Annotated in this window: 12 protein-coding genes; 3 read left to right on the forward strand and 9 right to left on the reverse strand. The window is 58.4% G+C overall.

Annotation, left to right across the window (positions count from 1 at the left end; genetic code table 11):
- Positions 1-48: 48 nt before the first annotated feature.
- Positions 49-744 (reverse strand): orotidine-5'-phosphate decarboxylase, encoded by a 696-nt coding sequence (gene pyrF, locus K4O48_RS13320; RefSeq protein ID WP_222908885.1) that lies wholly within the window; start codon positions 742-744, stop codon positions 49-51.
- 159 nt (positions 745-903) lie between these two features.
- Between pyrF and K4O48_RS13325 the strand changes: the two genes are divergently transcribed.
- Both K4O48_RS13325 and K4O48_RS13330 read left to right on the forward strand, forming a co-directional pair.
- The gene (locus K4O48_RS13325; RefSeq protein ID WP_222908887.1) at positions 904-1071 is read left to right on the forward strand and encodes a DUF2897 family protein; all 168 of its coding nucleotides are present in this window, start codon (positions 904-906) and stop codon (positions 1069-1071) included.
- 124 nt (positions 1072-1195) lie between these two features.
- On the forward strand, positions 1196-3757 hold the full coding sequence (locus K4O48_RS13330) for an EAL domain-containing protein (RefSeq protein WP_222908889.1): 2562 nt from the start codon (positions 1196-1198) through the stop codon (positions 3755-3757).
- A 39-nt stretch (positions 3758-3796) separates the two neighbouring features.
- Here the strand turns inward: K4O48_RS13330 and K4O48_RS13335 are convergent, their stop codons facing one another.
- The 7 genes from K4O48_RS13335 to K4O48_RS13365 form a co-directional block, all read right to left on the reverse strand.
- The gene (locus K4O48_RS13335) at positions 3797-4333 is read right to left on the reverse strand and encodes a hypothetical protein (RefSeq protein WP_222908890.1); all 537 of its coding nucleotides are present in this window, start codon (positions 4331-4333) and stop codon (positions 3797-3799) included.
- A 24-nt stretch (positions 4334-4357) separates the two neighbouring features.
- Positions 4358-5788 carry a PLP-dependent aminotransferase family protein gene (locus K4O48_RS13340; RefSeq protein ID WP_222908892.1) on the reverse strand — a complete coding sequence of 477 codons (1431 nt, stop codon included), beginning with the start codon at positions 5786-5788 and terminating at the stop codon, positions 4358-4360.
- Positions 5789-5905: 117 nt separating this feature from the next.
- Complete coding sequence (locus tag K4O48_RS13345; protein ID WP_260523627.1) at positions 5906-6712, reverse strand: OmpA family protein; 807 nt, start codon at positions 6710-6712, stop codon at positions 5906-5908.
- Positions 6709-7059, reverse strand: coding sequence for a DUF4398 domain-containing protein (locus tag K4O48_RS13350; RefSeq protein ID WP_260523628.1), 351 nt, complete (start codon positions 7057-7059; stop codon positions 6709-6711). The genes K4O48_RS13345 and K4O48_RS13350 overlap by 4 nt, the downstream gene beginning before the upstream one ends.
- Positions 7060-7069: 10 nt before the next feature.
- Positions 7070-7888, reverse strand: coding sequence for a substrate-binding periplasmic protein (locus tag K4O48_RS13355; RefSeq protein ID WP_222908893.1), 819 nt, complete (start codon positions 7886-7888; stop codon positions 7070-7072).
- 127 nt (positions 7889-8015) lie between these two features.
- Positions 8016-8945, reverse strand: coding sequence for an electron transfer flavoprotein subunit alpha/FixB family protein (locus K4O48_RS13360; RefSeq protein WP_222908895.1), 930 nt, complete (start codon positions 8943-8945; stop codon positions 8016-8018).
- Positions 8946-9695, reverse strand: a complete 750-nt coding sequence (locus K4O48_RS13365; protein ID WP_168424224.1) for an electron transfer flavoprotein subunit beta/FixA family protein — start codon at positions 9693-9695, stop codon at positions 8946-8948.
- A 331-nt stretch (positions 9696-10026) separates the two neighbouring features.
- Between K4O48_RS13365 and K4O48_RS13370 the strand changes: the two genes are divergently transcribed.
- On the forward strand, positions 10027-11682 hold the full coding sequence (locus K4O48_RS13370; RefSeq protein ID WP_222908897.1) for an electron transfer flavoprotein-ubiquinone oxidoreductase: 1656 nt from the start codon (positions 10027-10029) through the stop codon (positions 11680-11682).
- An 83-nt stretch (positions 11683-11765) separates the two neighbouring features.
- On the opposite strand, the gene K4O48_RS13375 is transcribed toward K4O48_RS13370, so the two are convergent.
- Positions 11766-12332, reverse strand: a complete 567-nt coding sequence (locus K4O48_RS13375; protein ID WP_222908899.1) for a DUF1285 domain-containing protein — start codon at positions 12330-12332, stop codon at positions 11766-11768.
- Between the last annotated feature and the right edge of the window lies 1 nt (position 12333).

Genomic DNA, 12333 nt, shown 5'->3' on the forward strand with positions numbered 1-12333 from the left:
CCGAGGCGGTGGCGGTCGCGCTTCATTTGACGACCGCCACCACACATATCAGGCCAGTTCAGCGACAACCGAGGCGAGCGCCTGCGCCGGATCGGCCGCCTGTGCAATGGGCCGGCCAATGACGAGGTAATCCGAACCCGCCGCCATGGCCTGCGCCGGCGTCAGGATCCGTCGCTGGTCATCCGCGCTACTGCCTGCTGGCCGGATGCCAGGAGTCACCAGCTGCAATTGCGCAAAGCTCTTCTTCAAGGCTTGCGCTTCATGGGCCGAACACACCAACCCATCCAGCCCCGCTTTGGCGGCAAGTCCCGCCAGGCGCAAAACCTGTTGCTGTGGCTCTAGATCCAGACCTATGTCCGCAAGATCGTCTTGCTCCATGCTGGTCAGTACCGTGACGCCGATGAGTAACGGCCTGTGCCCGCTCACCTTGTCCAGGGTTTCTCGGCAGGCACTCATCATGCGCAGCCCGCCGGAGCAATGCACGTTGACCATCCATACGCCCAATTCGGCTGCGGCCTTCACCGCCATTGCCGTGGTGTTGGGAATGTCATGGAATTTAAGGTCGAGAAACACCTCAAAACCCTGGGTTTGAAGCGCCTCAATGATTTGCGGGCCACAGCGCGTGAACAGCTCTTTACCGACCTTGACGCGGCATAGCGCAGGATTCAACTGGCCAGCCAATGCCAGCGCAGCATCACGGGAGGGAAAATCGAGCGCAACGATGAGGGGAGTCTGGCAAGTCATGGCGATTCCTCGGCGAATTTCGGCGCGCATTGTGGCAGAAAACTTCCTCGTCGACGCAGCACCCGAGGCCCGCTTGCTGAGCGGCCCGGTCACGCATGGCGCAGCTATTCACGGTGGCGTAAGGTTTGAAGCAAACCCGCCCCCATCAGGAGATTGAACATGCCTTGGTATATCTGGTTATTGCTGGCGTTAGTGCTCGGTACGATCGTTGGCGGCTTACTGATGCTGCGCGCCGGCGCACGCAAGATTCCGCTGACTGACGAACAGAAACAGCGTATCGCCCAGCGTAACGCCGAGGCAGATGCCGAGGACCTGCGCAATCGATAGCGGCTTCGACGATTCGACACCCGCGCGGCACCGCGTCACGCCAATAAAATGACTGACCCTTCAGTCATTGATGGCGCTTTGCCTTCATTCGAGTGATCATCCGCGTCCCCTGAAGGAAGCACCCATGGCATCACTTCCCGCTCCGGACACAGATGGTCCAAAAGCCCAAACAACATTCTCGAGGCGCATCCTCCCCGGTATCGCGTGCGTGCTGGCTGCTGCCCTGCTCGCAGCGGCCGCCATCGTCATACAGATCGCACGCACCATCGACCAGGATGCGCTGCTCCAGGAGAAATATCTTGCAGGAAAGGCGTTCGAGCAGCGCCTGGAAGGTATGTCTCGGCATATCGAAGACAACGCATTCTGGGGTGATGCGTACGCCAACCTGAGTAAACGGGTGAATGTTGAGTGGGCCTACGAACAGGCAAACCTGGGCGCCTCGCTGTATGACGACTTCGGGTATGACGCCCTCTTCGTCATCAACGCTAAGGGCGAAACGACCTACTCAGTCATCCGCGGCGAACTGGTCCCGCTCGACGCCCGACAATGGTTCGGCGATGGTCTCGCGCATCTGCTCACCCAGGCGCGCCAAGCGGTTGAAGACGAAGAATCGGCGGCCGGCGTGCTGTTGGCCGAAAGCCATCCGACCATGGTGGCCGCCGCCGTCATGACCACCGGCGGCAGTACCATCGAAGAGAGTGATGAACCCGCTTCGATACTGTTGTTCGCCAGCGTGATGGAGCCTGACTGGCTGCTTGATCTCGGCCGGGAGTACGCGATTGAAGGACTGCGCGTGAACGGCGACACCGCGCAAGACAACGACGCAACGATTCACCTGCGTCTACTAAACGGGACGCCGCTCACATTGACCTGGAGCGTTTCCCAACCGGGCCACTACCTGTTGTGGATGGCGTTGCCTGTGTTGGCTGCGGCGACGCTAGGCCTCGGCCTGCTCGCCTGGTTGCTGCTGCGCCAGGCGTTGAAAACCGTCCGGCTGATGGATGCCAGCTACCGCCGGCTGTCGAAAAGCCGCACCGCGTTGGCCGCCAGCGAAGAACGCTTCCGCGACGTGGCCGAAGCGGCATCCGACTGGATATGGGAAACCGATCGGAACGCCCGATTGACCTATCTTTCCAGTCGTTTCGAGGAAATCACTGGCCACACGCCTGCCGCCTGGATTGGCCGGCCCTTGATCGACCTGCTGATCAGCGATCATGCCGCGCTGCACGACTGGCTGGCAGCCCCTCACCGAGGGCCGCTGCGCTGCAGTTACCAAGCGGCCGATGGGTGCGAGCGACACTGCCGGCTATCGGCTCGCGCCATCTACCAGGCAGATGAACTCGTGGGGTATAGAGGCACGGCAAGCGATATCACTGAGGAAACCCGTGCTCAGGCGCGCGCTCAATACCTCTCTCAGCACGATGCGCTGACGGGCCTGCCCAACCGCAACCGGCTACGCGACTACCTGGATGCCAAGCTCAGTTCGCTTACCGCCGACGCCAAGCTGACCGTCCTCTATATCGACCTGGACCGTTTCAAACCGGTGAATGACACGCTGGGGCATGGTGCGGGTGACGAGGTATTGATCGGCGTATCCCAACGCTTAAAGCAGTGCATCAGAGGCGATGATTTAGTGGCTCGCCTGGGCGGCGACGAGTTCGTCATGGTAATGAGTCGTCTGCAGAACAATGAAGACGTCGACAAGCTATGCACGCGCGTGGTCGAAGCCATCAGCTCGCCCTTTCTCTACGAAGAACAACAAATCCATATTGGTGCCAGCATCGGGATCGCCCTTGCGCCTTCCGATGCGGTGCAGCCCAACGAACTCTTGCGTTGTGCGGATATAGCGCTGTATCAGGCCAAGGCGGACGGCCGCGGAACCTGGCGGTTCTATGGCAGCGAGATGGACAAACGCCTGCTTGAGCGGCGCCGCCAGGAAGATGAGCTTCGCCTAGCCATTTCAGAAAGCCAATTCGAGGTTCATTACCAGCCCCGCTATTACAGCGACAGCATGCGTATCAATGGAGCCGAAGCCCTGCTGCGCTGGCGGCATCCGACACGTGGGCTGCTGCTGCCCGAGCAGTTCATTCCGCTGGCTGAGGAAACCGGGTTGATCGTCCCGCTGGGCGAGTGGGTTCTGCGTCAGGCGTGTAATGAAGCGATGGGCTGGACGCCGGACCTCATGGTCGCGGTCAACCTCTCGCCCGTACAACTACGAGGTGACGGGCTTGCCGGAATGGTAAAAACGGCGCTGCAAGCAAGTGGGCTGTCGCCCAGCCGCCTCGAGCTCGAGATAACCGAAACGGCGCTCCTGCAGGAAAACCAGCGCACACTCGCTGTGCTCAATGAGCTGAAGGCAATTGGCGTACGGCTTGCCATGGATGATTTTGGCACCGGTTATTCGTCGCTGAGCAACTTGCGCCGCTACCCGTTCGACATGATCAAGATAGACGGCAGCTTTGTCGCCGGCATGACCCATTCGGCCGAAGACCACTCCATCGTCAAGACCCTTATCGATCTCGGCCGCGGGCTGCGCATGCGGGTCACAGCAGAAGGGGTCGAAACCCCGGAGCAGCTGGCGCGGCTGCTTGCCGATGGCTGCAGCGAAATCCAGGGGTTTCATATGAGCCGCCCTCTCCCAGCAGAGGAACTTCGCACTCTACTGGCTGACGTTAGCCGGGTTTAGCCCTTGAACCCGGACCCGGCATGAGCGCGACCGAGCCGGTTATCGCCTAAGTTCGAAGTTGATCTGCGCCCCGTCAATCAAGGCTTCATTCTGCTCATCCCCGGGAAGAAGCCGCCCGCTCATCTCCAAACGAGACCGCTCATTGGAGTCGAACAAGGGCGGCAATAGCTGCATGGCCGCGGTTTCCTGGTCCGGCTCCAGCTCTTCTGCCCAGTCCTCAGGCAGGCTGAGATCAAGCTCCGGTTCGGGTAGGTCAATCTCTTCGACCGCAACGGTGTTCGTTCCCTTAGGCTCAGCCGAATCTACCGGCTTGGCCGGCGGGGTTGACGGACGCCGTTCGGATGGCAGCTCCTCGGGATCTCCCAACGTAACTGGCTCGATTTCAATTTCGATCGGGGGAATGCCGCCTTCACTTTCGACCGGCGCGATCGGCTGATTAGGCTTGCGCGTCGCGATAGGTTTTGGCGCTGGTGCGTGGACCTCAGGCTTCGCCGGCGGGCCGGGCTGAGGCGGCAGTTTGTCGTCGTCGCAAGCACCCAAGAAAGGCAGCGCGAACAGCACCGTTAACCACCTCATAGCTCAATGCCTCCTTTGGTCCAGTTAGTTCGTGAGTCGGCACAGCGCTCCTGCCAGCTCGCCAAGCGTCTTTAATGCTCGCTCCGCCTCGGCCGTCCAGGGCAACCCACAATTGAGTCGCACACAGTGATTGAATTGCTCGGTGTTGCTGAAAATGAGCCCCGGCGCGATGCTGATCCCCCGCTTCAACGCCTGCACATGCAATTCCTTGGTATTGACCCGGGCCGGCAGGCTAACCCAAAGAATGAAGCCGCCCGATGGACGACTCATCTGCGTTCCCTCGGGGAAGTAACGTTGCACCGCCAGTTGGAAGGCGCTGAGATTCTTCCGATATTCATGGCGGATGTAGCGTAAATGACGGTCATAACCGCCATTTTCCAAGTAAGCAGCAACACCCATCTGAGTCACGCTACAGGCCGAATGGGTACTGAACGTCTGCAGACGCTGGACCTCTTCACGGTAGCGGCCAGGAATAATCCAGCCAATACGAACGCCTGGCGAAATCGTCTTCGAAAAGCTCGAACAATAAATCACACGGCCTTCTTCATCATTGGACTTCAGTGCCTTGATCGATCCGACATCGAATAACAACTCGCCATAGATATCGTCTTCGACAAGCTGAATGTCGAAATGCGCCGCCAGTTTCAGAAGCTGTTTCTGCCGTGCGTCGGGCACGCTCCCTCCAAGCGGATTGCTGAGACGGGCCGTTAACACCAACGCCTTGATCGGCCACTGACTGGCCGCAAGCTGCAATGCTTCGAGGCTCAGGCCTGTATCGGGATCACACGGAATCTCGATTACCTTGAGTCCAAGCAGATCGGCCAATTGGAGCAAGCCGTAATAACTCGGTGATTCCGCTGCGATAAGGTCGCCTGGCTTGGTCAACACGCGTAGTGACATTTGCAGTGCATCGACGCAGCCATGGGTAATCACGACTTCGTCAGGCCCGACGATCACCCCAGCATCACGCATCCGAATCGCCACCTGTCGACGCAACGGCTCATAACCCGGACTGAACATATAGCTGAACGCCCGCTCGCTCTGGAAACGGGTGACCTTGGCAAGCTGCTGGTGCAAGGCGCGGGCCGGCAGGTAATCCACATGAGGGACCGCAGCGCCCAATGGGATGAGCCCGTCACGACGTGATTCGCTGAGTACCTGATTGATAATGCTGCTGCGGGTAACCAGCGTAGGCCGCTCAACCTGGGCGATGTCTGGCGTAGGGGCAGTCAATGCGGGGGTGTGGTGGACGTAGAAGCCGGACTGGGGGCGAGCCCGGATCATTCCCTGGTCTTCCAGGTTGGCATAGGCCTGCAGAACGGTCGCGTGGCTGACGTTCAATTGCATGCTCATCTTGCGCACCGACGGCACGCGCTCACCTGGACGGTAAACGCCCCGCCGGATGTCTTCAGCGAGCTGATGTGCAATGCGCTGATATAGCAACAGATTGGTCATATCGTCCGTCTCCGCCAACTGGACCATAACAGTAGTACAACACTGTTAATCCCGACCAATACAGTTATCAGCTAACTCGACGACACAGTCCGTTACGTTTAACGACCTTGGCACCCATCAACGCGGGCTGCCGAGCCGCCCCACCGCATCGGAAAAAAGAATCTCAACTCGCCGATTCTGCGCCCGCCCACGTACGGATGCATTCTCTGCAATGCGATGCTTCTCGCCATATCCGACCACTTCCATGCGGCGAGCCTCAATGCCCAAGCTCTCCAGGAAGTCGGCTACCGCTTGCGCACGCGCCTGGGACAAGGCGAGGTTCTCATCCGCATCGCCCCGGTTATCGGTATACCCCTCTATCCGCACTCGACGGTTGGGATTGAGTTGGAGAAAATGCGCAGCCTTGAATAGGGTACGGCTAGCAGACGGCGCTAACTCGGCACTGGCTGCGTTAAACAGTACGTCCCCTAGGGTCATCACGAGGCCGCGATCGGTTTCGTCGGCCGCCAGACTGATCATTTGATCCTCCAGCGAACGACCGCGGTGTTCCATCGCGAGCAGTTTGGCTTCCTGCAGGGCCTGACGTAGACGTTCCCGCTCCATGGCCAGCTGGGTCACTCGGCGCCTATTCTGCATCTGCTCGCTGTTTTGGCGAGCAATCTCGCTATAGCGCTGACTGAGATATGCGTAATGACTGACGTCCTCCGCACTCCCCCAATAGGTGGCGAATCGCTCCGCTCTTTCCAGCGATTCAGCCGCGCGCATCACATCCTTGGGTGCATCGTGAAGCACCTGCAGATCGTTGCTGTTGTGCTTAAACACAACTGCGGCCTGTTCCAACTGCTGTTGCGATTGCTGCGCTGCACATCCGTGGAGTCCCGCAAGCGCCGCCAGCAATACCGACGTGAGCAAAACCGGCTTCACCGCAATTCTCCTAATTGTTCACGCAGCCGAGCGATACGTCGGTTCAGCTCTGCAAGCTCCTGCTGCGTCTTATGATTCAGCACGCTGGCTTCTGCCAGGCGCGCATCCAGCTCTGCTTTCTCGGCGAGCAGGCGTGCCGACCTGTAGTCCTCATCCTTCATGGCTGCGATCGCGGCCGCAAGATTCTGCTCGGCCAGCATCAACTCTGGTATTTGCTCCGTGGCACCCGCCGAACGTGCCTGGATCAATGCCTGCTCGGTAAGTCGCAACTGCTCAGAGGGCGCTGGATCACCGGCACAGCCGACCACTACGGACAGAGCCAGCACAGAGGAAAAATGTCTAATCAAGAGAGATACCCTAGTTACTAGTCGACACCGGACGTTGTTGCTTCCAGCGCTCCAGATTTTCCACCAGCAGCTGCTGTGGCACTCCCGCAGCGCGCAGTTCAGTCATTTTGATCGCCAGTTGCCCCCGTAACCAAGGGCCGTTACACGCCGAATCGTGTGCCAGCGCAACGTGCATACCGCGAGTGAACACAGGCGGCTCCAGCCGCTGTATATCGTCAAGCAATCCTTGAGGGCCGGCCTGGGCGATCATGCTGTACCGCTCATGCAGGACGTAATCGGTTTTGGTCGCTAACAAGCGTTGGATCGCCTCGCCCAAGCTAGGAGCCACGTTCAAGTTTAAGTTGTCTTTGGCATAGGCCTCGAAGCTGTTATTGAAGCGCGTCGTTGAAGCATAAGTTCCAGGACGGCCCGCTAGCTCAGTGCGACCGGAATAGAGAAATCCTGGCTCGTTGCGCACCCAGGCGGCACTCTCCAGGACGGTAATAGAAGGATGAATAAAATCCAGGTGGGCCAGCTCGGGCAGGCTCAGCACTGCGTCAGCCAGCACGTCGACCCGACCGCTGCGGACCTCCTCGAGCGCCTTGTCGGCATCACCCGTATAGAGCACCTCGAGCTTCAGGCCGAGTGATTCGGCAATCGATTTTAAAAGATCGGCATTCGCGCCTACTAGTCGCTTGGGATTCTGGGGATCGCGCCACAGGAATGGCGGATTGTCCGCTCCACCAGTCGCAATCAAACGGTCGCACTTTGCAGCCGCCGCGCTCGCTGCGAGTGGCGTTGCCAACAGCAAGGCGAGTAAGGCTGATATCAGCGGTACAGCACAGCGCATGGATGAACCTCATGGTCAGAGTCGAGCCTGCTTATAGCCCAAGACGGAATGTTAACACTGGCCAAAGCAGCCGAGCGCTCACAAAAAAACCCGCTACTTGAGCGGGTTTTTCTCGACAACGGCTCGCTTATACGAGCTTTTCTAGCTCAGGCACGATCTCGAAGAGATCACCAACCAGGCCGTAATCGGCAACTTGGAAGATAGGCGCTTCCTCGTCCTTGTTGATCGCAACGATCACCTTGGAATCCTTCATGCCTGCCAAGTGCTGGATCGCGCCGGAGATACCGACCGCGATGTACAGCTGAGGTGCAACGATCTTACCGGTTTGACCGACCTGCATGTCGTTGGGTACGAAGCCAGCATCAACCGCCGCACGAGACGCACCTACTGCTGCGCCGAGCTTGTCGGCCAGCGAATACAGGTGCTTGAAGTTCTCGCCGTTCTGCATACCACGGCCACCGGAAACGACGATCTTGGCAGCAGTCAGTTCGGGACGATCAGACTTGGCGAGCTCTTCACCAACGAAGGACGAAACGCCGGCGTCGCCCGTAGCGGAGACTTGTTCGACCGACGCCGAACCGCCTTCAGCATTAACCGGGTCAAAACCAGTTGCGCGAACGGTGATGACCTTGATCGGCGCACTGGACTGAACAGTCGCAATGGCGTTACCGGCATAAATGGGACGCTTGAAGGTATCAGCGCTTTCGACCGCGATGATTTCAGAGATCTGATCGACGTCCAGCTGAGCGGCTACGCGCGGCAGGAAGTTCTTGCCATTGGTGGTGGCAGCAGCCAGCACGTGGGTGTAATTCTTGGCCAGACCGGCGATCAACGGCGCAACGTTTTCGGGCAGTTGGTGGCCATAGGCAGCATCGTCTGCAACCAGTACCTTGGAAACGCCTTCAATCCTTGAAGCCGCTTCGCCAATGGCCGCGCAATTGCTACCGGCTACCAGCACGTGAATGTCGCCGCCAATGGCTTTGGCTGCAGCCACAGTGTTAAGGGTCGCGGCAGCTAGAACAGCATTATTATGTTCAGCGATAACCAGGATAGTCATTTAGATTACCTTCGCCTCGTTCTTCAGTTTCTCGACCAGTTCAGCCACGGACTTGACCTTGATACCCGCGCTGCGAGCAGCAGGAGCTTCGACTTTCAAGGTCTTCACGGTGGAGCCGGTGGATACGCCCAGCGCATCTGGAGTCAGCACTTCCAGCGGCTTTTTCTTAGCCTTCATGATGTTCGGCAGCGATGCATAACGCGGCTCGTTCAGGCGCAAGTCGGTGGTTACGATGGCAGGCAAATTCAAAGCAACGGTTTGCGCGCCGCCGTCGATTTCACGCTCAACATTAACCTTATCGCCAGATACTTCGACCTTCGAAGCAAAAGTGCCCTGGGCGAAGCCAGTCAGCGCACCCAGCATTTGGCCGGTCTGGTTGTTGTCGCTATCGATGGCCTGTTTGCCAAGGATGACCAGCTGCGGCTGCTCCTTGTCGACGACCGCCTTCAACAGTTTGGCCACTGCCAAGCTGTTGAGCTCCTCGGTCGACTCGACCAGCACAGCGCGATCAGCACCCAGTGCCAGCGCGGTACGCAGCTGCTCTTGAGCGGCGGTCGGGCCAATGGAAACCACGACGATCTCGCTCGCGACACCCTTCTCTTTCAGGCGAACGGCTTCTTCCACGGCGATTTCGCAGAAGGGGTTCATCGACATCTTGACGTTGGCGAGGTCGACGCCGGAGTTATCCGCCTTGACGCGAACCTTGACGTTGTAATCGACCACTCGTTTGACAGCTACAAGAATCTTCATGGATTCCTCGTTACTCTCCGGTGAATAGAATTTCGCCGAGGCGAACCGAGCCATGCTCACGGCCGGGACCGTCAAATGGCCTCCGGACCTGTTCGGCGAGCACAAAACTGCCCGTATCTTGACTGCAGGCAATAGCTGGGGTCAACAACGCAAATACCCGTCTATAAGCCTCAGTTTCCCGATTCTAGCAGGCCGGAGAGAAATTCAAACAAACGTTTGTATTGGACCCATTCGGACGGCTATATATAATGCGGCAGCTCGGCTTGATCAGGGAAACGATCTAGCCCTCCCTTACCTATAAAATAATCAAGCCCTGAGTAGGAGATAGCCAATGGAACGCGAATACATGGAATTCGACGTAGTCATCGTCGGCGCCGGCCCCGCGGGCCTGTCCGCTGCCTGCCGGCTGAAGCAGCGTGCCTCCGATGCCGGAAAGGAAATCAGCGTCTGCGTCGTTGAGAAGGGTTCCGAAGTAGGCGCCCACATTCTATCGGGCGCCGTGTTTGAGCCGCGCGCACTGAATGAATTGTTTCCGAATTGGAAAGAACTCGAAGCGCCCTTGAACACGCCGGTCAAGCGCGACGACATCTACCTGCTCAAGAGCGCTGAAGCCGCTCGCAAGCTGCCCAACGCACTGGTCCCGAAGACCATGCATAACGAGGGCAACTATATTATTTCTCTGGGCAATCTGTGCCGCTGGCTGGCGCAGCAGGCCGAGAATCTCGGCGTCGAGATCTACCCTGGCTTCGCGGCTCAGGAAGCGCTGATCGATGAGCAGGGCGTGGTACGCGGCATCCTCACCGGCGATCTTGGCGTCGACCGTGAGGGCAATCCCAAAGAAGGCATGTACACCCCCGGCATGGAGCTGCGCGCCAAGTACACCCTTTTCGCTGAAGGCTGCCGCGGTCACATCGGCAAGCAATTGATTAATCGCTATCAGCTCAACGCCAATGTCGATCCGCAACATTACGGCATCGGTATCAAGGAGCTCTGGGACATCGACCCTTCCAAGCATGAACAAGGTTTGGTTGTGCATACCGCAGGTTGGCCTTTGAACGACGCCAACACCGGCGGCTCGTTCCTCTATCACCTCGAGAACAACCAGGTCGTGGTCGGTCTGATCGTCGACCTGTCCTACAGCAACCCGTTCCTTTCGCCGTTCGACGAGTTCCAGCGCTACAAGCATCACCCCGTGATCAAGCAATATCTCGAAGGCGGCAAACGCGTCTCCTACGGTGCGCGCGCCATCGCCAAAGGTGGCATCAACTCGCTACCGAAGATGGTATTTAACGGTGGCGCGCTGATTGGCTGCGATGCCGGCACCCTGAACTTCGCCAAGATCAAGGGCAGCCATACTGCGATGAAGTCCGGCATGCTGGCTGCAGAAGCGGTAGCAGATGCGTTGTTCGCCGGCCGTGAGGGTGGTGACGAACTGACCGGTTACGAAGAGGGCTTCAAGTCAAGCTGGCTTTACGAAGAGCTGTACGCCAGCCGGAACTTCGGCGCGGCGATTCACAAGTGGGGCGCAGTTAAAGGCGGTGCGTTCAACTTCATCGATCAGAACATCTTTGGCGGCAAGATTCCGTTTACGCTGCACGATACCAAGCCGGATTATGCCTGCCTGAAAACGGCAGCCGAGTCGACGAAAATCGATTACCCCAAGCCTGACGGCAAGCTCAGCTTCGACAAGCTCAGTTCGGTATTCCTCTCAAATACCAACCACGAAGAAGAACAGCCGGTCCATCTCAAGCTGGCCGATCCGAGCATTCCGATTGAGAAAAATCTGCCGATGTACGACGAGCCGGCCCAGCGCTATTGCCCGGCTGGCGTCTACGAGGTAGTCGAGAACGACGATGGCAGCAAGCGCTTCCAAATCAACGCGCAGAACTGCGTGCATTGCAAAACATGCGACATCAAGGACCCCGCGCAGAACATCACCTGGGTAGCGCCCGAGGGCACAGGCGGGCCCAACTACCCCAACATGTAAGAATAGAAAAGGCTCCCTCGGGAGCCTTTTTCATGTCTGCCGCGTCAATAGCCGCTGCGACGCAGCGCCTCATCTCGTTCTGGTTATTCGGTACGGCCGATCGGGAAATATTCGCCTCGGCTCCAGACACCCAGCCAATCGACGCCATCTATTTTTCGCGGCACCGCTAGCTCGACCAGTTGATAGAAAACGTTGCGATGAATAAGCGCTTCAAGGTTGGCGCGCACATGCACATAGGGCGCTGGCTCCTGGCTCTCAGGATTGAGCTCAACCCGCATCGGATGCTCGCCCCCAGCTTCACTTTCGTCACCCACGTTAGTGATGAAGCGGAGTACCTGGTCTTCGCCCCCCCCCTCTACCACTAGCTCAACCGCCACGAAGGGCGCGTCATCGACTTTGATGCCCACCTTCTCTACCGGAGTCACCAGAAAATAATCGTCGCCGTCTCGCCGAATGACCGTGGAAAACAGGCGAACCATGGCCGGCCGCCCTATCGGCGTGCCCATGTAGAACCAACTGCCGTCGCGAGCGATTCGCATATCCAGATCACCACAGAACGGAGGATTCCACAGGTGCACCGGGGGCAAGCCCCTTTTCTCAGCTCTCGGAATTTGACCCAGCAGGTCCGCAGCTTTACCAGAATCGCTCATG

It is taken from the genome of Pseudomonas sp. DNDY-54 (assembly GCF_019880365.1).
GTDB lineage: Bacteria > Pseudomonadota > Gammaproteobacteria > Pseudomonadales > Pseudomonadaceae > Stutzerimonas > Stutzerimonas stutzeri_P.

Coding starts and splice junctions, on each gene's coding strand:
- pyrF (WP_222908885.1), bottom strand. CDS start 744: ATGACTTGCCAGACTCCCCTCATCGTTGCGCTCGATTTTCCCTCCCGT.
- K4O48_RS13325 (WP_222908887.1), top strand. CDS start 904: ATGCCTTGGTATATCTGGTTATTGCTGGCGTTAGTGCTCGGTACGATC.
- K4O48_RS13330 (WP_222908889.1), top strand. CDS start 1,196: ATGGCATCACTTCCCGCTCCGGACACAGATGGTCCAAAAGCCCAAACA.
- K4O48_RS13335 (WP_222908890.1), bottom strand. CDS start 4,333: ATGAGGTGGTTAACGGTGCTGTTCGCGCTGCCTTTCTTGGGTGCTTGC.
- K4O48_RS13340 (WP_222908892.1), bottom strand. CDS start 5,788: ATGACCAATCTGTTGCTATATCAGCGCATTGCACATCAGCTCGCTGAA.
- K4O48_RS13355 (WP_222908893.1), bottom strand. CDS start 7,888: ATGCGCTGTGCTGTACCGCTGATATCAGCCTTACTCGCCTTGCTGTTG.
- K4O48_RS13360 (WP_222908895.1), bottom strand. CDS start 8,945: ATGACTATCCTGGTTATCGCTGAACATAATAATGCTGTTCTAGCTGCC.
- K4O48_RS13365 (WP_168424224.1), bottom strand. CDS start 9,695: ATGAAGATTCTTGTAGCTGTCAAACGAGTGGTCGATTACAACGTCAAG.
- K4O48_RS13370 (WP_222908897.1), top strand. CDS start 10,027: ATGGAACGCGAATACATGGAATTCGACGTAGTCATCGTCGGCGCCGGC.
- K4O48_RS13375 (WP_222908899.1), bottom strand. CDS start 12,332: ATGAGCGATTCTGGTAAAGCTGCGGACCTGCTGGGTCAAATTCCGAGA.